This is a genomic window from Aliiroseovarius sp. F47248L (assembly GCF_023016085.1).
In the GTDB taxonomy this organism is placed as follows: domain Bacteria; phylum Pseudomonadota; class Alphaproteobacteria; order Rhodobacterales; family Rhodobacteraceae; genus Aliiroseovarius.
Window position 1 is genome coordinate 74,391 of sequence record NZ_JALKBF010000001.1, and the last position, 20,848, is coordinate 95,238.

The 20,848-nt window shown below is 57.9% G+C and carries 21 protein-coding genes; 16 read left to right on the forward strand and 5 right to left on the reverse strand.

The genetic code is table 11. The features are described from left to right. The first annotated feature begins 72 nt into the window (after positions 1-72). The 3 genes from MWU51_RS00480 to MWU51_RS00490 are packed head-to-tail and all read left to right on the forward strand — an operon-like array spanning position 73 to position 2,926. A complete protein-coding gene (locus MWU51_RS00480) occupies positions 73-1,488 on the forward strand; it encodes a YcjX family protein (RefSeq protein ID WP_247033043.1) in 1,416 nt (471 codons plus the stop codon). After that, the gene (locus MWU51_RS00485; protein WP_247033044.1) at positions 1,485-1,919 is read left to right on the forward strand and encodes a GNAT family N-acetyltransferase; all 435 of its coding nucleotides are present in this window, start codon (positions 1,485-1,487) and stop codon (positions 1,917-1,919) included. Before MWU51_RS00480 ends, MWU51_RS00485 begins: the two co-directional genes overlap by 4 nt. After that, complete coding sequence (locus MWU51_RS00490) at positions 1,919-2,926, forward strand: TIGR01620 family protein (protein ID WP_247033045.1); 1,008 nt, start codon at positions 1,919-1,921, stop codon at positions 2,924-2,926. The genes MWU51_RS00485 and MWU51_RS00490 overlap by 1 nt, the downstream gene beginning before the upstream one ends. Before the next feature lie 18 nt (positions 2,927-2,944). Here MWU51_RS00490 and MWU51_RS00495 read toward each other — a convergent pair whose 3' ends face one another. Next, positions 2,945-3,382 carry a group III truncated hemoglobin gene (locus MWU51_RS00495; protein WP_247033047.1) on the reverse strand — a complete coding sequence of 146 codons (438 nt, stop codon included), beginning with the start codon at positions 3,380-3,382 and terminating at the stop codon, positions 2,945-2,947. A gap of 272 nt (positions 3,383-3,654) precedes the next feature. Here MWU51_RS00495 and ileS point away from each other — a divergent pair, with 272 nt between their 5' ends. From ileS to MWU51_RS00555, 12 genes are all read left to right on the forward strand, one after another. After that, on the forward strand, positions 3,655-6,648 hold the full coding sequence (gene ileS, locus MWU51_RS00500; protein WP_247033049.1) for an isoleucine--tRNA ligase: 2,994 nt from the start codon (positions 3,655-3,657) through the stop codon (positions 6,646-6,648). Positions 6,649-6,725: 77 nt separating this feature from the next. Beyond that, entirely contained in the window at positions 6,726-7,184 is a 459-nt protein-coding gene (locus MWU51_RS00505; protein ID WP_247033051.1) for a methylated-DNA--[protein]-cysteine S-methyltransferase, read from the forward strand. Between the two features lie 62 nt (positions 7,185-7,246). Further along, complete coding sequence (locus tag MWU51_RS00510) at positions 7,247-8,173, forward strand: ABC transporter ATP-binding protein (protein ID WP_247033053.1); 927 nt, start codon at positions 7,247-7,249, stop codon at positions 8,171-8,173. Continuing rightward, positions 8,170-8,931 carry an ABC transporter permease gene (locus tag MWU51_RS00515; RefSeq protein WP_247033056.1) on the forward strand — a complete coding sequence of 254 codons (762 nt, stop codon included), beginning with the start codon at positions 8,170-8,172 and terminating at the stop codon, positions 8,929-8,931. The genes MWU51_RS00510 and MWU51_RS00515 overlap by 4 nt, the downstream gene beginning before the upstream one ends. 80 nt (positions 8,932-9,011) lie before the next feature. After that, entirely contained in the window at positions 9,012-9,815 is an 804-nt protein-coding gene (locus MWU51_RS00520; RefSeq protein ID WP_247038628.1) for a S49 family peptidase, read from the forward strand. Beyond that, on the forward strand, positions 9,816-9,980 hold the full coding sequence (locus MWU51_RS00525; protein WP_247033057.1) for a hypothetical protein: 165 nt from the start codon (positions 9,816-9,818) through the stop codon (positions 9,978-9,980). Between the two features lie 3 nt (positions 9,981-9,983). Then, positions 9,984-10,958, forward strand: coding sequence for a calcium/sodium antiporter (locus MWU51_RS00530; RefSeq protein ID WP_247033062.1), 975 nt, complete (start codon positions 9,984-9,986; stop codon positions 10,956-10,958). Next, on the forward strand, positions 10,955-11,746 hold the full coding sequence (locus tag MWU51_RS00535) for an SDR family oxidoreductase (RefSeq protein WP_247033063.1): 792 nt from the start codon (positions 10,955-10,957) through the stop codon (positions 11,744-11,746). Before MWU51_RS00530 ends, MWU51_RS00535 begins: the two co-directional genes overlap by 4 nt. A gap of 315 nt (positions 11,747-12,061) precedes the next feature. After that, the gene (uvrC, locus tag MWU51_RS00540) at positions 12,062-13,945 is read left to right on the forward strand and encodes an excinuclease ABC subunit UvrC (RefSeq protein ID WP_247033064.1); all 1,884 of its coding nucleotides are present in this window, start codon (positions 12,062-12,064) and stop codon (positions 13,943-13,945) included. 18 nt (positions 13,946-13,963) lie between these two features. After that, the gene (pgsA, locus tag MWU51_RS00545; protein WP_247033067.1) at positions 13,964-14,638 is read left to right on the forward strand and encodes a CDP-diacylglycerol--glycerol-3-phosphate 3-phosphatidyltransferase; all 675 of its coding nucleotides are present in this window, start codon (positions 13,964-13,966) and stop codon (positions 14,636-14,638) included. After that, positions 14,631-14,879 carry a molybdopterin converting factor subunit 1 gene (gene moaD, locus MWU51_RS00550; protein ID WP_247033069.1) on the forward strand — a complete coding sequence of 83 codons (249 nt, stop codon included), beginning with the start codon at positions 14,631-14,633 and terminating at the stop codon, positions 14,877-14,879. Before pgsA ends, moaD begins: the two co-directional genes overlap by 8 nt. A gap of 1 nt (position 14,880) precedes the next feature. Continuing rightward, on the forward strand, positions 14,881-15,330 hold the full coding sequence (locus MWU51_RS00555) for a molybdenum cofactor biosynthesis protein MoaE (RefSeq protein ID WP_247033071.1): 450 nt from the start codon (positions 14,881-14,883) through the stop codon (positions 15,328-15,330). 11 nt (positions 15,331-15,341) lie between these two features. Here MWU51_RS00555 and MWU51_RS00560 read toward each other — a convergent pair whose 3' ends face one another. From MWU51_RS00560 to fsa, 4 genes are all read right to left on the reverse strand, one after another. Next, a complete protein-coding gene (locus MWU51_RS00560) occupies positions 15,342-16,040 on the reverse strand; it encodes a CDP-alcohol phosphatidyltransferase family protein (protein ID WP_247033073.1) in 699 nt (232 codons plus the stop codon). 62 nt (positions 16,041-16,102) lie between these two features. Next, positions 16,103-17,038 (reverse strand): tyrosine recombinase XerC, encoded by a 936-nt coding sequence (locus tag MWU51_RS00565; RefSeq protein WP_247033075.1) that lies wholly within the window; start codon positions 17,036-17,038, stop codon positions 16,103-16,105. Further along, on the reverse strand, positions 17,035-17,742 hold the full coding sequence (locus MWU51_RS00570; protein ID WP_247033076.1) for a DUF484 family protein: 708 nt from the start codon (positions 17,740-17,742) through the stop codon (positions 17,035-17,037). Before MWU51_RS00570 ends, MWU51_RS00565 begins: the two co-directional genes overlap by 4 nt. Positions 17,743-17,883: 141 nt before the next feature. Continuing rightward, positions 17,884-18,537, reverse strand: a complete 654-nt coding sequence (gene fsa / locus MWU51_RS00575) for a fructose-6-phosphate aldolase (protein WP_247033077.1) — start codon at positions 18,535-18,537, stop codon at positions 17,884-17,886. Positions 18,538-18,639: 102 nt separating this feature from the next. Here fsa and MWU51_RS00580 point away from each other — a divergent pair, with 102 nt between their 5' ends. Then, complete coding sequence (locus tag MWU51_RS00580; RefSeq protein ID WP_247033079.1) at positions 18,640-20,835, forward strand: primosomal protein N'; 2,196 nt, start codon at positions 18,640-18,642, stop codon at positions 20,833-20,835. Positions 20,836-20,848: the final 13 nt, after the last annotated feature.

Below are 20,848 nucleotides of genomic sequence, written 5' to 3' on the forward strand. Positions count from 1 at the left end.
TTGAAAGCTCCCCTCTGGCACACCGGTGTTCGTGCACATATGTTCAGTTGAACAAAAAAGACGGAGGCACCCGTGGGGCTAGGCGATATCGCAGACAGCATCACCCGACAGATCGAGGCCATCGGCGACGCCACAAGCGAGGTGTTGTTCGAGCCGGTTATCCGTCTGGGGGTTACCGGCCTGTCGCGTGCAGGCAAGACGGTGTTCATCACATCGCTTGTCGCTAACTTGATGAACCGGGGCCGCATGTCCGGACTTTTGGCTGCGGCTGACGGGCGCGTCCAGACAGCTTTCTTGCAGCCGCAGCCGGACGATACGGTGCCGCGTTTTGATTTTGAAACCCATTTGGCGGCGATGACGGGCCCGACACCGCATTGGCCCGCATCGACCCGCGCCACGTCTGAACTGCGTCTGTCGTTCCGGGTGCAGCCGTCAGGCTTGCTGGGTGGACTACGTGGGCCACGTACTGTGCATCTGGATATTGTGGACTATCCGGGCGAATGGCTGCTTGATCTGTCTTTGCTGGATCTCAGCTATGCCGATTGGGCCGCACAGGTGTTAGATCGGATTGCCAGCCGCCCGCAAGCAGCAAGCTTTCTGGGCATGGTGCAAGGCGTCGATGGCGCCGCACCGCTGGACGAGATGGAGGCAAAACGCCTTGCTGGCGGGTTTGCAGCCTATCTGACGTCCGCACGCGAAGATGGTTACAGCGATTGCACCCCTGGCCGGTTCCTTTTACCCGGTGATCTGGAGGGTAGCCCCGTTTTGACTTTCGCTCCGATTCTTCAGCCCGGATCGACCCCGCGAAAAAGCTTGTGGCGCGAGATGGAGCGACGGTTCGAAGCGTATAAAACCCGTGTGGTCAAACCATTCTTTCGTGACCATTTCGCCAAGATTGATCGACAGATTGTGCTGGTTGATGTGTTGGGTGCGATCCATTCCGGCCCCGCGGCCTTGGAAGACCTGCGCCGCGCCATGGCCGAGATTCTGACCGCCTTCCGCCCCGGCGCGAATGCGTTCCTTAGCTCGATCTTTTTGGGACGACGTGTCGAACGGATCCTGTTTGCCGCGACCAAGGCTGACCATCTGCATCATAGCCAACACCCCCGCCTGACCGCGATCACCGAGGCGCTGCTGCGTGAAGCGCGTGACCGGGCGGATTTTGCTGGTGCGAAGACCGCTGCCATGTCCATCGCCGCGCTGCGCACAACTGTTGAAGAGCGAATGGAGCATAACGGGCAAGTGCTGGATTGTGTGCGCGGGCGGCTTTTGGACAGCGGCAAAACCGCTGCGTTTTATCCAGGTGCCTTGCCTGAGGACCCCGCGCGCTTGCTATCGCCTGCCCGAAAGGGGGCCGAGGTTTGGCTTGATGCGGATTACGAGGTCATGCGCTTTGCACCGGCCGTCGTATCGCTCAAGCCCGGCGAAGGGCCGCCGCATATTCGCTTGGACAAGGCGGCTGAATTTCTGTTTGGGGATCGACTATGAAAATCTTGCCTGCAACCCCGGCAGATGCTCCCGCTATTGCAAACATCCTGACGGGGTGGATCGCGGCAACTCCATGGATGCCACGCGTTCATTCCCGCGCGTCCGAAAAAGAGTTCGCGCGACTACTTGTGGATCGTGGCTGGACCCAAGTGGCACGGGATGGGGGGCGAACATTTGGCTTTCTGTCACGCGATGGGTCCGAAGTGCATGCGCTTTATCTGTCACCCGCAGCGCGTGGGCAGGGGATCGGCAAGGCTTTGCTGGACGTTGCGAAGACCGTGAGCCCGCAACTATCACTCTATTCCTTTCAGGCAAACGAAGGTGCGTGTCGGTTCTATCTGCGCGAAGGGTTCACCGAAGAATTTCGCACAGATGGGGTTGGTAACGATGAACATCTGCCAGACGTTCGCTTTAGTTGGAGGGCTGCGTGATGAGCAGATCTGAGAAACCCAGAACCGGCCCCGTGTTGATCGAGTTGGAAGATACGCAGACGATCTCGCCTGCTGATGCACCTCCGGTGCCGGAGGTTCCGGCGGTGGATGCCACCGGGGCAGCAATGCAGGGCGCGATCAGCTTCGCAGGGCGCAAGCGATCGCGACTGGCCGGGTGGTTCTGGTCTCTTCTATTGACCATCACCGGGTTCGTTTTGTCGGTAGCGGCTTATGACTTCGTCAGCAGCCTGATAGCCCGCCAACCTGTGCTTGGGTATGCGGCACTAAGTTTGGTCGGAGCCTTTATTTTGGTGCTTCTGATCATCGCGCTTAAAGAATGGGTGGCCTTTGTCCGGCTGCGCCGCGTTGACATGCTTCACCACGCCGCCGAAGCCGCCATGGTACACAACAACTTGGCCGAGGCGCGAGGCGTTGTTGAAAAGCTCAAACATCTCTATCGCGGTCGTGATGATTTGCGCTGGGGGCTAGAACGTCTGGCAGAGCGCGAAGCGGATGCTTTCGATGTGGACACGTTGCTTGATCTGACGGAACGCGAGTTGTTGACCCCGCTTGACGCTGCGGCGGTGAAAGAGGTTGAATCCGCCGCCCGTCAAGTGGCCATGGTTACAGCCATCGTTCCGATCGCATTGGCCGATGTGATCACGGCACTGACCGCCAATATCCGCATGATCCGTCGCATTGCCGAGATTTACGGAGGTCGTTCTGGCGTTTTGGGTGGCTGGCGGCTGACCCGCGCGGTGATGGCGCATCTTGTAGCCACGGGCGCGGTCGCCGTTGGTGATGACATGATCGGGTCGCTGGCCGGTGGCGGGATGCTGTCAAAACTCAGCCGCCGGTTTGGCGAGGGGGTGGTAAACGGTGCGCTGACCGCCCGCGTAGGAGTGGCAGCTCTTGAGGTCTGCCGCCCGCTGCCATTTGGGCCGAAAAAACGCCCCAGCGTGTCGGGAATCGTGAAGCGGGCACTGACGGGTCTGTTCGGAAAATAGTCAACAGCCCGGGCAGTATCAGCTCAGTTTTGGCACCTGATGCGGGGGGTGCGACAAGTCTTCGACGCCCATCCGAAGCCCGCGCCCGATCCGATGGGCCAGCATTATCCACGCGCGCGCCGTTTCAGGTGGAAGCAATTCTGTCGTGACTTCTTCAAACAGGTCCAGCCATGGATTGAAATGGGCTGGTTTCACGTCTCCGGCTTGCATATGTGCCCGCATTGGATTGCCGTCGTAACCGGGTTCTCGCAGGATAGCCCCACGCCAAAACCGTGAAATCAGGGCGATATGCTCCGCCCATTCGTCATCGGTGGTTCCCACATGACCGTTGAAAATGGGACCGAGTTCGGGGTGTAGCCGGATTCGCGCATAAAACACGGCCAAAACCCGGTCGATCTGATCCGGCGAGATATCAAAAAGCCTGAGTGGATTTGGCTTTGAAGCTGTCTGTGCCATCGCACACCTTTTTTCCGAGTAAAATACTCGACAAACTCGGGGCCGCCAAGTGGGGGCGACATGGACAAAACAGCACAGGCCTTCAGGTCTTCATGACTTTACGCCGCCCAACCACGCGCCTATAACGCCCCCATGATGCACGCACAGGCGATCATTATTCGAATTATATGCCCGGCGCTCTGATCCAGACGAGCCGCCGGGACAAGGCGTTTGGATGACCCGCGCCGCCCCCTATTCCATTTGCAGAAAATATCCTGAAAAGGACCGGACAGATGTGTGCCGACACCCCTGAATACAAAAACACCCTGACGCTTCCCGTCACTGATTTTCCCATGCGTGCGGGTCTGCCCAAACGTGAGCCTGAATGGTTGGCCCGGTGGGAAAAAATCGGCGTCTATGATCGCCTGCGCGAAACTGCTGGTAGTCGCACGCCTTTCGTGCTGCATGATGGCCCACCCTACGCCAACGGGCATTTGCATATCGGCCACGCGCTGAACAAGACGATCAAGGACATCATCGTGCGCAGCCACCAGATGATGGGTTTCGACGCGCGTTACGTGCCGGGTTGGGATTGCCACGGCCTGCCCATCGAATGGAAGATCGAAGAACAATACCGCAAAAAGGGCAAGAACAAAGATGACGTCGATGTCGTCGACTTTCGCCAGGAATGCCGCAAGTTCGCCGAGGGTTGGATCGACATCCAGCGCGAGGAATTCAAGCGTCTGGGCATCACCGGCAACTGGGCTGACCCCTATCTGACGATGGATTTCCACGCCGAACGCGTGATCGCTGAGGAATTCATGAAGTTCCTGATGAACGGCACGCTTTATCAGGGATCGAAACCCGTGATGTGGTCACCGGTCGAAAAAACCGCGCTGGCCGAGGCCGAGGTGGAATATCACGACAAGGAAAGCTTCGCCATCTGGGTGAAGTTCAAAGTCACGGATTTCAACCTGCCTGACATGGTTTTGTCGGATGAAGAAGAAACCGACGACACCCGCGAAGCCATAGCCGAGGCGAAAGACGCTGCCGCCCATGATTTCATCGGTGCGCATGTGGTGATCTGGACCACCACGCCGTGGACCATTCCGTCCAACAAGGCCGTCGTGTTTGGCGAAAAGTTCGAATACGGGCTTTATGAAGTGACCGATTGCCCGGATGAGTGCTGGGCTGCCAAGGGCGACCGTTTCATCCTTGCCGACAAACTGGCAGCGGATGTAATGGCGCGTGCCCGTCTGGAACCCGGCACGTATCGCCGCGTGCGAAGCGTGACCCCCGCGCAATTGTCGGGCATGATGTTGCAACACCCGCTGGCCGGGGCCGAAGGTGCCAATGGCGAATGGGACGCGCCCCGCGATTTCCGCGCTGCCGATTTCGTGACCGACGAGGAGGGCACCGGGTTCGTTCACTGCGCTCCCTCGCACGGGATGGAAGAATTCGAGTTGTATCGCGATCTGGGAATGCTGGATCAGGTCATCACCTATAACGTGATGGATGATGGGTCATTCCGCTCCGATCTGCCCTTCTTTGGCGGCACCTACATCCTGAACCGCAAGGGCGGCGAGGGTGACGCAAACAAGACCGTCATCGACAAATTGGTCGAGGTGGGCGGGTTGCTGGCGCGCGGCAAGATCAAGCACTCCTATCCGCATTCGTGGCGGTCGAAGGCGCCGATCATCTATCGCAACACACAACAGTGGTTTGCATCCGTGGACCGCGAAGTTGGCGATGGACAGGACGAGATGGGCAAGACCATCCGGGAACGCGCTCTGAATTCGATCGACCAACTGGTGAAGTGGTGGCCGCAATCTGGGCGCAACCGCCTGTATTCGATGATCGAGGCACGGCCCGATTGGGTTCTGTCACGCCAACGCGCTTGGGGCGTGCCGCTGACCTGTTTCACCAAGAAGGGCGCATTGCCGACCGACCCGGACTTCTTGCTGCGCGATCCCGCCGTCAATGCGCGCGTCGCCGAAGCCTTCGAGGCCGAAGGCGCGGATGCGTGGTATAAGGACGGAGCTAAAGATCGCTTCATCGGCGATGCGGCGAACCCCGACGACTATGATCAGGTCTTCGACGTGCTGGATGTGTGGTTCGACAGTGGCTCGACCCACTCTTTCGTGCTGCGCGACCGTGAAGACGGCACGCCGGACGGCATCGCGGATGTCTATATGGAAGGCACCGACCAGCACCGCGGTTGGTTCCACTCCTCGCTTCTGCAGGCCTGCGGTACCAAAGGTCGTGCGCCCTATAAAAATGTCGTGACCCATGGTTTCACGCTGGATGAAAAGGGCATGAAGATGTCCAAGTCCTTGGGCAATACCATCGTGCCCGAGACCGTCGTGAAGCAATATGGCGCGGATATCCTGCGCTTGTGGGTGGCACAGACGGACTACACGGTTGATCAGCGGATCGGGCCGGAAATCCTGAAAGGTGTTGCCGACAGCTATCGCCGTCTGCGCAATACGATGCGCTTCATGTTGGGCAACCTGCACGGTTTTGACGAAGGAGAGCGCGTCGACGCCGCCGATATGCCCGAGTTGGAGCGTTGGGTGCTGCACCGACTGGCGGAGCTTGATCACGTTGTACGCGAGGGTTACCGAACTTTTGACTTCCAAGGCGTGTTCTCGGCGGTGTTCAACTTTGCCACCGTCGACTTGTCGAGCTTTTATTTCGATATCCGCAAGGACGCGCTTTATTGCGACGGGGCGGACAGTCTGAACCGCCGCGCGGCGCGCACGGTTCTGGACATCCTGTTCCATCGTTTGACCACATGGCTTGCGCCTGTTCTGGTTTTCACCATGGAAGATGTGTGGTTGGAGCGGTTCCCCGGCGATGAAAGCTCGGTGCATCTGGTTGATTTCCCCGACACACCTGCGGACTGGTTGGATGAACCTCTGGCGGCAAAATGGTTCGGTGTCCGTAAGGCCCGCCGCGTTGTCACGGCCGCGCTGGAAGTTCAGCGGCGCGACAAAGTGATTGGCGCATCTTTGGAAGCGGCCCCTGTGGTGCATGTGCGCGACAAGGACATCTTGTCGGCCCTGAAATCCGTGAACTTCGCGGACATCACAATCACTTCTGCTGTGTCGCTGACAAATGACCCGCTGCCCTCGGAAGCCTTCCGCCTGCCGGAAATCGAGGGCGTGGGCGTGGTGTTCGAAAAAGCGTCTGGCGACAAATGCCAACGCTGCTGGAAAATCTTGCCGGATGTGGGCAGCCACGATCACACAGGTGTCTGCGGACGCTGTGATGAGGCGCTGAACTGATCTAATAGGGCCGAATAGCAAAGAAACGGAGCGCTCCGGCCATTGTGCGGGGGCGTTTTCTTTTGCAGGCTGTCCCAATGGGAATTGCAGTGGTTGATAGCCCCGTCGGGCGTTTAGGAGTGGAAGAGAAGGCCGGGGCCATCGTCCGGCTGGTTTGGAATGCCGAACCCGACGGAGCAACGACACCCCTGCTGGCCGAGGCGCAGGAGCAACTCAACGCCTACTTCGAGCGGCGATTGACGCGGTTTGATCTTCCAACACGCGTCGAGGGTAGCGATTTTCAACGGGCGGTATGCAATGCAATATCGTCCATTCCTTATGGAGAAACCCTGACATATGGCGATATTTCAAAGTTGACAGACAATTCGGCACAGGCGGTCGGCAATGCCTGCGGCGCCAATCCGATTCCAATTATTATTCCCTGCCATAGGGTCATGGGCGCGGGGGGTAAACTGGTGGGATTTTCGGGCGCAGGCGGGGTCGAGACAAAAGTTCAGCTTTTGCGCCTTGAAGGTGCTGCTGGGTTGCTTATCTGAAAGACTTGGTCCGCAACGCGCTGTTGAACAACAAACAGCCAGCGGAAAATCTGGGGGACAGCATGACCACGATCCTGAATGTCAGCGGCGTGACCAAGACCTATGAAGGCGGACACCAAGCCCTTAAGGGCGTCGATCTTGAAATCGAAGAAGGCGAGATCCTTGCCTTGCTTGGTCCCAATGGCGCAGGCAAGACGACCTTGATCTCGATCATCTGTGGCATCGCGACGGCAAGCTCGGGCACGATTACCGTCGGTGGGTTTGATCACGTGAAAGACTACCGCGCTGCGCGCAACCTGATCGGACTCGTGCCACAGGAAATCAATCTTGAGCCGTTTGAAACTGTCATGAACTCTGTGCGCTTTTCACGCGGCCTGTTTGGACAGCCTCGTGATGATGCGCGGATTGAAGAAATTTTGAAGCTGCTCAGCCTGCATGACAAGAAAGACAGCCGTATCATGACGCTGTCGGGTGGCATGAAGCGGCGTGTTTTGATCGCGAAGGCTCTGTGTCACGAACCCCAGATTCTGTTTTTAGATGAACCCACTGCAGGCGTCGATGTCGAACTGCGCAAGGATATGTGGGCGATTGTGGCGAAGCTGAAGCAGACCGGTGTGACGGTCATCCTGACCACCCACTACATCGAAGAAGCCGAGGCGATGGCTGACCGGATCGGGGTGATCTCGAAGGGGGAAATCCTGCTGGTCGAGGACAAGGAAGCGCTGATCAAGCGCTTGGGCCAGAAGGAATTGTTGATCGAACTGGATACGCCGATTGACGCCGTGCCTGAAACACTGGCTGGCTATCCTCTGACCCTGTCGGAAGAGGGTGGGTTGGTCTATAGCTATGATGCGCAAGCGGGCAGCACCGGGATCACTGGGCTGCTGGCAGATCTGCGCAAAGCAGGGCTGCATATGTCGGACCTGTCCACGCGCCAAAGCTCGCTTGAGGATATCTTTGTGGATTTGGTGAAGGAGGACGCCGCATGAACTGGAATGCAATCGCCGCAATCTATCGGTTCGAAATGGCCCGGACCTTCCGAACGCTGATGCAGTCCATCGTGTCGCCCGTTCTGTCTACATCGCTCTATTTTGTCGTGTTTGGCGCCGCCATTGGGTCGCGTATTGATCAGGTCGAAGGTGTCAGCTATGGCGCGTTCATTGTACCCGGTCTGATCATGCTGACTGTGCTGACGCAAAGTACCACCAATGCCTCGTTCGGAATCTACTTTCCCAAGTTTATTGGCACGGTTTACGAACTCTTATCCGCTCCAATTTCGTTTTTCGAGATTGTCATCGGCTATGTAGGGGCGGCGGCGACCAAGGCCTTTGTGATCGGTCTGATCATTCTGGCCACGGCGCATTTCTTCGTCGATCTGACCATTGTCCATCCCTTCTGGATGATGGTGTTTCTGGTGCTGACCTGTATCAGTTTTGCGTTGCTTGGATTTATCATTGGCATCTGGGCGCAGAACTTCGAACAGTTGCAGCTGGTGCCACTGCTGGTGATCACGCCGCTGGTGTTTCTGGGTGGGTCGTTCTATTCAATCTCGATGTTACCGCCGGTCTGGCAGACCATTACGCTGTTCAATCCCGTCGTTTATCTGATCTCTGGATTCCGATGGGCGTTTTTTGGCATGGCGGACGTGTCGGTCGGCTGGTCAGTGCTTGCGATCGCAGTTTTCATGACCACATGCCTTGCAACCATCGGCTGGATTTTCCGCACCGGTTATCGGTTGCGCAGTTGATGATGGGCGATTTGCAACAGCGGGAATACGCAATGCCCCTTTCCCTTGTTTGATCCGGAGGCACAATCTAAATGACAGCCATGACGACCTATATTCCGTTCATCAAGAAGCCGCCGCTGGTTGCGGTGATCCGCCTGTCTGGCGTGATTGCTTCAGGGGCGCGTGGGCAATTGAACGACGCCGCCCTTGCCCCGGTGATCGAACGTGCGTTTCGCAAAGGAAAGCCGCAGGCTGTCGCGTTGGTGATCAACTCGCCGGGTGGCAGCCCGGTGCAATCCAGCCTGATCACCGCGCGCATTCGTCGCTTGGCGGCTGAGAAAGAAATCCCTGTCTATGCGTTCGTCGAGGATGTCGCGGCGTCCGGCGGATACTGGCTGGCAACGGCGGCGGATGAGATCTATGCCGATGAAAGTTCGATCCTTGGATCCATCGGCGTGATTTCGGCTGGGTTCGGCCTGACCGGCCTGATCGAAAAGATCGGGGTCGAGCGGCGGGTTTACACGGCGGGCAAGTCGAAATCCATGCTGGACCCGTTCCAGCCGGAAAAACCGGATGACATCAAACGTCTGAAGACGTTGCAGGAAGACATTCATTCTGCATTCAAGGTGCAAGTGGCCACTCGCCGCAAAGGAAAGTTGGAAAGAGGTGCTGGCGCTGATTTGTTCAACGGCGATGTATGGCTAGGCAACGAAGCATTTGAGCTCGGCCTTATCGACGGGATCGGGCATGTGGTGCCGACCATGAAAGAGCGATACGGCGACAAGGTGCGGTTCCGGGTGCATGGCCCGCGCCGTCCGTTCATCAGCCGGTTCGGATTGCAGCTTGGCGCCGATGCGATTGCGGCAATAGAGGAGCGGGCGGAATTTGCGCGCTTTGGTCTTTGAATGATCATCAAGATCGTCGTTCTGTTTCTGGTTGCCATGGGTGTGTTGGCGATGTTCGGAAAGCTCAAATATCCCGGACAGCAGCGCATTGAATCGATGAAATGTCCGCGCTGCGGGCGTTATCGGCTGGGGAAGTCCCCCTGCGACTGTAACGGGAAGGGCTGAGCTTTGGATCTGATCTATGCCGCGCTTGGCCTTGTCATTCTTCTGCTTGCAGGCGACAGCCTTGTGCGCGGGGCGGTGAACATGTCGCTGCGATTGGGCGTGCCTGCCCTGATCGTCTCGCTGACCATCGTCGCGTTCGGCACGTCGGCACCCGAGCTTTTGATCTCGGTCCAGGCGATTGCCGAAGGCGTGCCGGGGCTGGCCATGGGTAACGTGGTTGGTTCGAACACAGCAAATATCCTGCTGGTGCTTGGCGTTCCCGCTCTGATCTCGGGTCTGTCCACGGCAACATGTGACACCAAGAAAAGCTATCTTCAGATGATGGGGGCCACGTTGCTGTTCATCGTCTTGTGCATGGGTGGCGTCATCACATGGGTGCAAGGGCTGGTGCTTTTGGCCGCGCTTGGTCTGATGTTAAGCTCAGCGTTTCGCGAAGCTCTGTCGCACCGTCGTTCTAACCACGTTGCAGCGAATGATGCCTGTTGTGATGGCGAGGAAGAGGTCGAAGGCGCAGACCCCGACATGCCGTGGTGGAAAGTCATTCTGTTTCTTTTTCTGGGTCTGATTGGACTTCCGCTGGGGGCTGATCTTCTGGTCGACGCTTCGACCAATATCGCCCGGCATTATGGCGTTTCTGAAACGGTCATTGGCCTGACACTTGTGGCGTTGGGCACGTCTTTGCCCGAACTGGCGACGACGGTTATGGCCGCTCTGCGCAATCAGGCCGAAGTCGCATTGGGGAACGTGATCGGATCGAACATGTTCAACCTTCTGGCAATCATTGGTATTGCGTCGTTTATCGGTCCGATCCCGGTTGAGCTTGGCATCCTGCAATTTGATCTTTGGGTGATGCTGGGCACGTCTATTCTGTTGGCGCCTTTCGTGTTCCTGAAATGGCATATGGGTCGCATTTGGGGCATCGTATTGTCTGCGCTTTACGTGATCTATGTGATGATCGTTCTGGGGATGTCCGGATGAACCAGCCACGCGCATTGATAACCGGGGCAGGTGCGCGTCTTGGCCGTGCCATGGCGTTGGAACTTGCGCGGCAAGGATGCGATGTGGTCGTTCACTATGCCACGTCAGAAGACGGGGCAGCCGAGACCGTCAGAGAACTACAAGCCATGGGTCGCAACGCCGTTACCGTGCACGCCGATCTATTGGACATGGAGCAAGTTGAAACGCTCATCCCCCGTGCAGCAAATGCGTTGGGCGGACCGCTATCTGTTCTGGTCAACAACGCGTCGATCTTCGAATATGACACGCTGACCTCGGCTACACAGGAAAGCTGGGACAGGCATATCTCGTCAAACCTTCGTGCACCGTTCTTCCTGATGCAGTCTTTTGCCGCGCAAGTGTCCAAAGCCGTTCTTGATGAAAACGGCGAAAGCCTTCCCCAATCGCTTGTCGTGAACATGCTGGATCAGCGCGTGCAAAAACCCACGCCCGAGTTCATGACCTATAGCCTTGCCAAGAACGCCTTGTGGGCCCTGACCCGGTCGGGCGCGCAGGCATTGGCCCCACATGTCCGCGTCAACGGCATCGCTCCTGGCACCACACTGATCGGTGCGCGTCAGTCGCAGGCGCACTTTGACGGACAGCGCGCTGCATCACTTTTGCAACGTGGTGCGAACGTCGAAGATATCACTGCGGCACTTGCATTTTTCCTAAATGCACCAGCCGTAACGGGCCAAATGATTGCGGTGGATGGCGGGCAACATTTGGCATGGCATACCCCGGACATACGCGGCGTCGAAGGTTACTGAAACCCGATAAAACAGCGCTGGTGGCTTTCAACCACGGGAAAGTTGTGCACTCGTGAAGTTCCCCCTACGGAAGGACCATATTTTTTGCAATGATTTCATCTATTTACGCAGTCGCTGTATTTCTTTCTATGATTATCAATGGGTTAGATAACTGCCTAATAAATAGGCACATCGTGGAAGCAGGCTGAATACAAAGGATTTTTGTGAATGGTCAAAACATGTCCTCAGAGTTATCCACAGAAATTGTGGGCAGGTTTCCTCTTGTCTTCGTGGCGTTAAGATTGCAGGCGCGCAGAGAATCGGGGCGGCACTTTCATGAACGCTAAAAACACCAGAGATGAGCAGGAAAAACTGGAGGTTCCGGTTGGGCATGGTGTTATCCAATCCTACCTGAAAACGCTAGACAATTCGCCGGGTGTCTACCGGATGCTCGATGCCAAAGGGCGGGTGCTATATGTCGGCAAAGCGCGCAGTCTGAAAAAACGCGTGTCGAGCTATGCCAAACCAACGGGCCACACCGCTCGCATCGCTCGGATGATCAGCCAGACCGCCTCGATGATGTTTCTAACCACGCAGACAGAGACCGAGGCGCTGCTGCTGGAACAGAACCTAATCAAGCAATTGAAGCCACATTTCAACGTGCTGCTGCGTGACGACAAGAGCTTTCCGAACATTCTGGTCACCGGACATGATTTTCCGCAGATCAAAAAGCACCGGGGTGCGCGGAAAGAAAAGGGTGCTTACTACGGCCCCTTTGCCAGCGCTGATGCGGTGAACCGGACGCTGAACCAGTTGCAGAAGGTGTTCCTGCTGCGCGATTGTTCGGACGCGATGTTTGAAACCCGTACACGGCCTTGTCTTCAATATCAGATCAAGCGGTGTGCCGGTCCGTGCGTGGGGAAAATCAGCGATGCAGACTATGCAAAGCTGGTGCGTGACGCCGAAGATTTTCTGTCGGGCCGCACGACAAAAATGCAAGAAAACCTGGCCGCTGATATGCAAGCGGCATCCGAGGCGATGGAGTTCGAAAAAGCCGCCATTCTGCGCGACCGTATCCGCGCTTTGACGCAAGTGCAGCAGGCGCAAGGCGTCAACCCGCGCGGCGTGGCCGAGGCGGACGTGATTGCGCTTCACATGGACGGGGGGCAGGCCTGTGTGCAGGTGTTCTTCATCCGCGCGCACCAGAACTGGGGCAACCGCGACTTCTATCCGCGCACAGGAGCGGGGGCAGAGCCGGGAGAAGTGCTTCAAGCCTTCGTAGGCCAGTTCTATGACCAGAAGGAACCGCCACGCCTGATCCTGCTGTCCGACCCGCTGGACGAACAGGACCTGATGGCCGAGGCGTTGTCGGAACGGTTGGGGCGCAAGGTTGAGATATCGGTGCCCCTGCGGGGCGAGAAATCCGAGCTTGTCGCCAACGCCCAACGCAATGCCCGCGAAAGCCTGGGGCGCAAGATGGCCGAAACGGCTACGCAAGCACGGCTGCTGGACGGAATCGCTCAGGCGTTTGATCTGGACGGTCCGCCCCGGCGGATCGAGGTCTATGACAACTCGCACATTCAAGGCGCCCACGCCGTTGGCGCGATGATCGTGGCCGGGCCAGAAGGCTTCATGAAAAGCCAGTACCGCAAATTTAACATCAAGGGCGACGACCTGACCCCCGGCGACGATTTCGGCATGATGAAAGAGGTGCTGACCCGCCGCTTCAAACGCCTGCTGAAAGAAGATCCCGACCGCGAGGGCGAACACTGGCCCGACCTTCTGCTGATCGACGGCGGGGCCGGGCAAGTCAGTGCGGTGCATCAGATCATGGAAGAACTGGGTGTGACCGACATTCCGATGATCGGGGTGGCGAAGGGGGTCGATCGTGATCAGGGTAAAGAAGAATTCTACCGACGGAAAAAGCGCCCCTTCGCGTTGAAACGAAATGACCCGGTTCTGTATTTCATCCAACGCCTGCGGGACGAAGCGCACCGTTTCGCCATCGGCACCCACCGCGCCAAACGCGCCAAAGCGCAGGGCTCGACGCCGCTGGACGATGTGCCTGGCGTCGGTGCGACCCGCAAACGTGCGTTGTTGCAGCATTTCGGTTCCGCCAAGGCGGTCAGTCGGGCAGGGCTTGACGACCTTAAGACGGTCGATGGAATTTCCGAAACACTTGCCGAAACAATTTATGGCTTCTTCCATGACAAGGGCTGACGGGGTAAGGAGAAACCTATGAGATGGAACTTGCCCAACATTCTGACCGTCGCCCGGTTGGTCGCCGCGCCGTTGTTGCCGGTGATGTTTCTATACTTTGCGCGCCCGTGGGCGGATTGGTATGCGATGATCTTGTTCATTGTCGCTTCGATCACCGATTATCTGGACGGGTACCTGGCACGTGCGTGGAAACTGGAAAGCCTGTTCGGAGCAGCGATGGACCCGATTGCCGACAAGGCGATGGTGTTGATCGCGCTGCTGGTGATAAACGGCTATGCCGGGGTGACGCCGTGGATCCTGTTGCCCTCGGCGCTGATCATCTATCGCGAAGTGTTCGTATCCGGCCTGCGCGAGACGCTGGGCGACCGTGCGCGTGCGCTGAAAGTGACCAATCTGGCAAAATGGAAGACCACCGTGCAGATGGTGGCGATCGCAGTTCTGTTTTCGACCGGAATTTTTCAACACAGCTTGCTGGACCGGATGCAGGGCATGGATCAAGCGACCGTTGACGGCATCTTTAACGGTACGATCCCTGATGGAATTGGTTTGCTATACTACGAGGCCGCTGGTCGGTGGTCCGCTTGGTTGGGAATTACACTGCTGTGGATCGCTGGTGCGTTAACGGTTGTGACGGGCTGGGACTATTTCCGCAAAGCGCTGCCCTTTTTAAAAGAAGAGCCTGACCATGGTTGAGATTATGTATTTTGCCTGGGTGCGTGAACGCATTGGCGAACCGCGCGAAAAAGTTGAAACTGAAGCGTCAACTGTAGCTGAACTGGTGGACGAACTGCGAGCCCGTGAACCACGGTATGCTGCTGCGTTCGCCGATCTGTCCGCACTTCGTGTAGCGTTGGATCAGGAGCTTGCAGATTTCGATGCCCACTTGAAAGGCGTGCGCGAGGTTGCGTTCTTCCCGCCTATGACAGGAGGGTAAGATGGCTGTCAGGGTTCAGTCTGAACCGTTCGATCCGGGCGAAGAACTGTCGCGGTTTGGTCAAGATCGCACCGATATCGGGGCTGTTGTCAGCTTCACTGGACTGGTGCGTGATGATGACGGAACGTTGGACCGGATGGAGATCGAGCACTACCCCGGCATGACAGAAAAGGCGATTGCCACAATTGTGGATGAGGCGTCTCAGCGGTGGTCGTTAACAGACTGTCTGGTGATCCACCGTCATGGCCCCCTCGCTCCGGGTGAGGTGATTATGATGGTCGCAACAGCCGCCAAACACCGCGTCGCCGCGTTTCAGGCGGCCGAGTTTCTGATGGACTTTCTGAAATCCCGCGCTCCGTTCTGGAAAAAAGAGTTTCAGAGCGACGGATCAACCGATTGGGTGGATGCCAAGGTAGACGACGAAGATGCCCTGAAGCGGTGGTCAGATTAGGCAATTGTCCCTCAGGCCGTGGTGCGTTCCGGTAAAATTTGCTGCGCGATTCCAGCCCCAAGCAAATAGATCGACGTCAGGACCAACCCCCAATGCGCCCAGCTTTCCGGGTGGAAATCGACCCATGCCGCCCAGCCTGCAAAGAATGTCCACGCAAGGGCGCAAGGCAGACTGATCGCGCGCCAACGTTCGGTGCGGACCGGATGGATGAATTTCAACGGCAGGAACATCGCCACAGCAAGCGCCGTGACCAGTACCAGCATGAACCAGAAGTTCGGCTGTGTTGCGAAGAGCACGATGACCAGCATGTTCCAGCATCCGGGAAACCCTGAAAAGCTGTTGTCCTTGGTCTTCATTCGCGTGTCCGCGAAATAGATTGCACTGGCGAAAATGATGACGATGATGGCGAACCAGCCGGTCCAACCGGGCATCAGTCCTGACTTGAACAGGGCATAGGCCGGGATGAACACGTATGTCAGATAGTCGATGATCAGGTCCATCAGCACGCCGTCATACTGCGGAGCGTTGACCGACACGTCATAACGCCGTGCCAGCGGCCCGTCGATGCCATCGACCCCGAAGGCGACAACCAGCCACAGAAACATCAGGCTCCAGTTCTCGTCTACGGCGGCAAGCATGGCCAGCATTGCAAAAACGGCACCTGTCGCGGTCAACAGATGGACGAGAAGGGCTTTTGTCGAAAGTTTCATGCGCGCTTTGTGCCGGAAAATTGAAAAGGGGGAAAGAAGAAACCTTGGAGGCTTCGGTTTGGTCATGCGCGTGGATGGGCGGCGTTGTAGACCTCTAACAACCGTGAAGTGTCAACCGTTGTATAGGCTTGGGTCGTGGACAGACTGGCATGGCCCAGCAATTCCTGAATGGCGCGCAGATCGCCACCGGCGGCCAGAAGATGGGTTGCAAAACTGTGCCGCATGGCGTGGGGCGTGGCGGTTGCGGGCAGACCCAATTGCAAGCGCACCTGCTCCATCATCTTTTGTACGATGCGCGGACCCAGCGCCCCGCCGCGCACGCCGCGAAACAGCGGCGCGTCTGGTGTTTCCGGATGAGGGCATAGGCGGCGATAGGCTTCGACTGCGCCGCGGGCGGCAGGCAATACCGGCACAACCCGCTCCTTGCCGCCCTTCCCTTTGATCCGCAGGGTGTCTGGCAAAGGGGCATCGGCGCAGGTCAGACCCAGCGCCTCGGAAATGCGCAAACCGCACCCGTAAAGAAGCGTTGCGACTGCAATGTTACGCGCCCCGACCCAGCCATGCTGTGATTGAATTCCGGCGGTTTCGATCACCGCTTTCGCAGCATCTGGCGCCAGTGGGCGAGGCAGTTTCTTGGTGAATTTGGGGCTGCGGGTCGACAAAACCGCAGTCGCGTCAAATTCATCCCGTTCGCTGAGCCAGCGGTAGAAGCTCTTCACAGCGGATAAAGATCGGGCCAGAGATCGCGCGCCAACGCCTCGACCTCGTTCATGCGCCATCCATGCACGCATATCTGATAGCGTTACGCGGGCCAATCCGCCTCGTCCTGCAGACCCACCCAGATGTTGGGCCATGAACGCCAGAAACCCGGTCAGATCAGTCTGATATGCCGTGATCGTGTTCGTGGACGCGCCGTCCAGAGCGCGTATGTTGTCCAGCCATTCAGACAACGCATCCCGAGCGCCGTCCGGGATCGCCAATGTGTCCTTGGCGGTCACGACAACCAGCGGCGCATCGCGCGTTCAAACACTCCGCCGAAAAAGGCCAGAAGATCGGTGCCTTGTCCGGGTTTGAATTGCTCGGCATTCTCAACCCCCAGAACCAGCATACCGGGTAAACGGCCTTCCCCCAGATCCAGACGAATGCAAGCCTCGGACCGGACCCAGAAGCCAGTGTCGCCATAGATCGTTTCGTCTTGTTCCTGAATTTGGCGCAGGAAGACCTGACGGGTCGATTGATCGCCACTCATACCCAGATAGTCATCGACGAACCCGGGGGCCGCGATAGACAAAACCGGTCCCAACCGCCCGACAGCGCTGTTTTTCTGGCCAAGTTCAGTTTCCAGAACCAATCGCACACAATCAACGCGCAATATCTCGGCCACTTCGCCGCTGAGGTCTGCCATGAACAGTTCAAAATCCGCCGGGTCCAGCATCCTGAGAACAGCTCGATGGATCATGTTCATGCCGGAGATATTGTTATATGCCGCCGCGATCACCGACCGGTGCGTGTCTTCCAGCCGGTCCAGTCGGGCTTCGAGCCGTTCCATCGCAATGCCGCGAAGGTCCACGATATTAGCCCCCATCGCGCGCTCATTCGCGGCGATTAACGCGCGCATAATGTCCTGATCATCCAGAATGGTTTCGGGTTGCGCGATTAAATGCGCGCGCAATTCATCATCAATCGTAGCTGGTACGCTCATCTGCTGCCTCGGTGTTTTGTTCTTGTCGTTTTATGCGAACATACACCAAGGCATCGCGCGGGTGGCAGATTTTTCGCACCAGCCACAACAGAAAGAGGGGGCCGTGGCCCCCTCGTAACAGTCGTGGTTTTAAGATCCAGCTTACAAGATCTTAATGTCTGCCGCTTTAATGTCCGCCAGAAACGCGTCCAACCCCTTGTCGGTCAGCACGTGTTTCGCCATCGCCTGAATGACCGATGTTGGTGCGGTTGCCACATCTGCCCCGACCAGCGCGCAGTCTTTCATGTGGTTGACCGACCGGATCGAGGCCGCCAGAATCTGCGTCTCGAACCCGTAATTGTCATAGATGGTGCGAATGTCCTCGATCAACTCCAGCCCATCCATGTTGATGTCATCCAGACGACCGATGAACGGCGAAATGAAGGTCGCGCCGGCTTTTGCGGCCAGCAGTGCTTGGTTGGCCGAGAAGCACAGCGTCACGTTCACCATGGTGCCTTCGTCGGTCAGAACTTTACAGGCTTTTAGCCCGTCCCAAGTCAGCGGCACCTTGACCGCGATGTTGTCGGCGATCTTGGCCAGTTTGCGGCCCTCGGCGATCATGGTGTCAGCATCGACGGCGGTGACTTCGGCTGACACGGGACCTTCCACAATGTCGCAGATTTCCTTGGTCACTTCCAGAATGTCACGCCCCGATTTCTTGATGATCGAGGGGTTGGTGGTTACGCCGTCAATCATCCCGACGTCGTTCAGTTCCTTGATGGCGTCGATATCGGCGGTATCAGCGAAGAATTTCATGTGCGCGGCTCCTGCAGCTTATGAGCGTTTGCGCTCTCATACCCCATGGGCGCGCGGGCAGAAAGCCCTTATGGTGCACTGGAAGACAGGGAATCTGGCTATATGAGCGACGTTGAGCAGTTTCCAGAGGGCACAAGGGTCGGCGTGTTGACCACTCAGCCACTGGACCGAATCCTGACCTACCGGGCCCCCGAAGGCGGTTGCGTACAAGGTGCATTTGTTGAGGTGCCGCTTGGCCCGCGCAAGGTGTTGGGCGTTGTTTGGGGTCCGGGAGAAACTGGATTTGACGCATCCAAATTACGCGCTGTGAACCGTGTTCTGGATGTTGCCCCCATGCGCATCGAAATGGCCGAGTTTCTAACCCGTGTGGGCGACTACACTCTGACGCCGATGAGTCAAATGCTGCGCCTTGCTACCCGTGCGCCGGGGCTGTCCGACCCACCTTCGATGCGGAAAGTGTTGAAGGCGTCGGGCCATCGCCCCAACCGCTTGACGGATGCACGTGCCAAGGTGATGGACGTGTTAATGGATCAGCCCGGCGTTGGGTTCACACAGAAAGAACTGGCCGATCTGGCGGGGGTCAGCGGGTCGGTTGTGAAGGGGTTGGTAAAGCTTGGGGCGATCCGCGAGGAAGATACGCCGCGTGACATGCCTTATCCGCGTCTTGACCCCGACTTGCCGAGCAAAGAGCTGACTGAAGATCAAGTCGCGGCCGCCAAGCAACTGACCGTCGGCGTGCGCGCGGGCCGCTATGGCACCACGCTTCTGCGTGGGGTCACCGGCGCCGGCAAGACCGAGGTGTATCTGGAAGCCGTCGCCGCCTGTTTGAAGAAAGGCCGTCAGGCGCTGGTGCTTTTACCCGAAATCGCCCTGACCGCCGAGTTTCTGAAACGGGTCGAAGAACGCTTTGGCGCGCGGCCCGCCGAATGGCATTCGGGCGTCACCATGACCGAACGTCGCCGCTGTTGGCGGATGGTCGGGCAGGGGGATGCCTCGCTTGTTGTGGGTGCGCGCTCCGCACTCTATCTGCCCTTTCGCGACCTTGGGCTGGTGATCGTGGATGAGGAGCATGACAGTTCCTACAAACAGGAAGACGGTGTGCTCTATTCGGCCCGCGATATGGCGGTGATGCGGGCATCCATCTGTGACGCGCAGGTGGTGCTGGCCTCGGCCACGCCGTCGCTTGAGACATGGGCCAACTGCGAGGCGGGGAAATACAAGCGGATTGACCTGACCAGTCGCTATGGCCCGGCCGTCATGCCCGACATGCGCGCGATTGATATGCGGCAGGAGAATATGCTGACGCAAAGCTGGATCTCGCCCACGCTGAAAGCGGCCGTGACCCTGCGCATTGCGAAGGGCGAGCAATCGCTGCTCTTCATCAACCGCCGTGGCTATGCGCCTGTCACGATCTGCCGGGCCTGTGGACACCAGATCGGTTGCGATCATTGCGACGCGCGCATGGTCGAGCACCGGTTCCAAAAACGGCTTGTCTGCCACCAATGCGGCGAGACGAAGCCGATGCCAGAGGCCTGCCCGGAATGCGAAGTCGAAGGGAAACTCGCCCCTGTCGGGCCGGGTGTGGAACGGCTGGCGGAAGAAGTCCGCGCAAGCTTCCCCGATGCCCGCGTGGCGGTGTTGTCGTCGGACCTCTTCGGTTCAGCCCGCGCACTGAAAGAACAGATTGAACTGATCGCCGACGGTGGGGCTGACATCATCATCGGCACGCAGTTAGTGGCGAAGGGGCACAACTTTCCAAAGCTAACTTTGGTAGGCGTAATCGATGCCGATCTGGGTCTGCAAGGGTCCGACCTGCGTGCCGCAGAACGCACGTTTCAATTGATCCGACAGGTCGCTGGCCGGGCTGGGCGAGCCGAGACACCGGGCGTCGCACTTCTGCAAACCTTCCAACCCGAACACCCGGTGATCCGCGCGATTCTTGCGGGCGAGGAAGAGAATTTTTGGCGCGCCGAGGCAGGCGAACGCCAAGCGGCTGGCGTGCCGCCTTATGGGCGTTTGGCGGGGATCGTCCTGTCGTCGCCCGATATTCAAGCAGTGTTTGATCTGGGGAGCGAGATGGCGCGGCGGTCCGAGCCGCTCATCCAGATCGGTGCGCAGCTTTATGGCCCTGCATCAGCGCCCATCGCGCGCGTCAGAGGGCGGCATCGTGTCAGGCTTTTGGTGAAAGCTGAGAAGGGTGCGCCCATCCAAGCTGCATTGAAACGCTGGCTCGCACAATTCCAGATCAAAGGGGATATGCGCGTATCGGTGGATATCGATCCGCAAAGTTTTTATTGAGGCAACCGTGCTT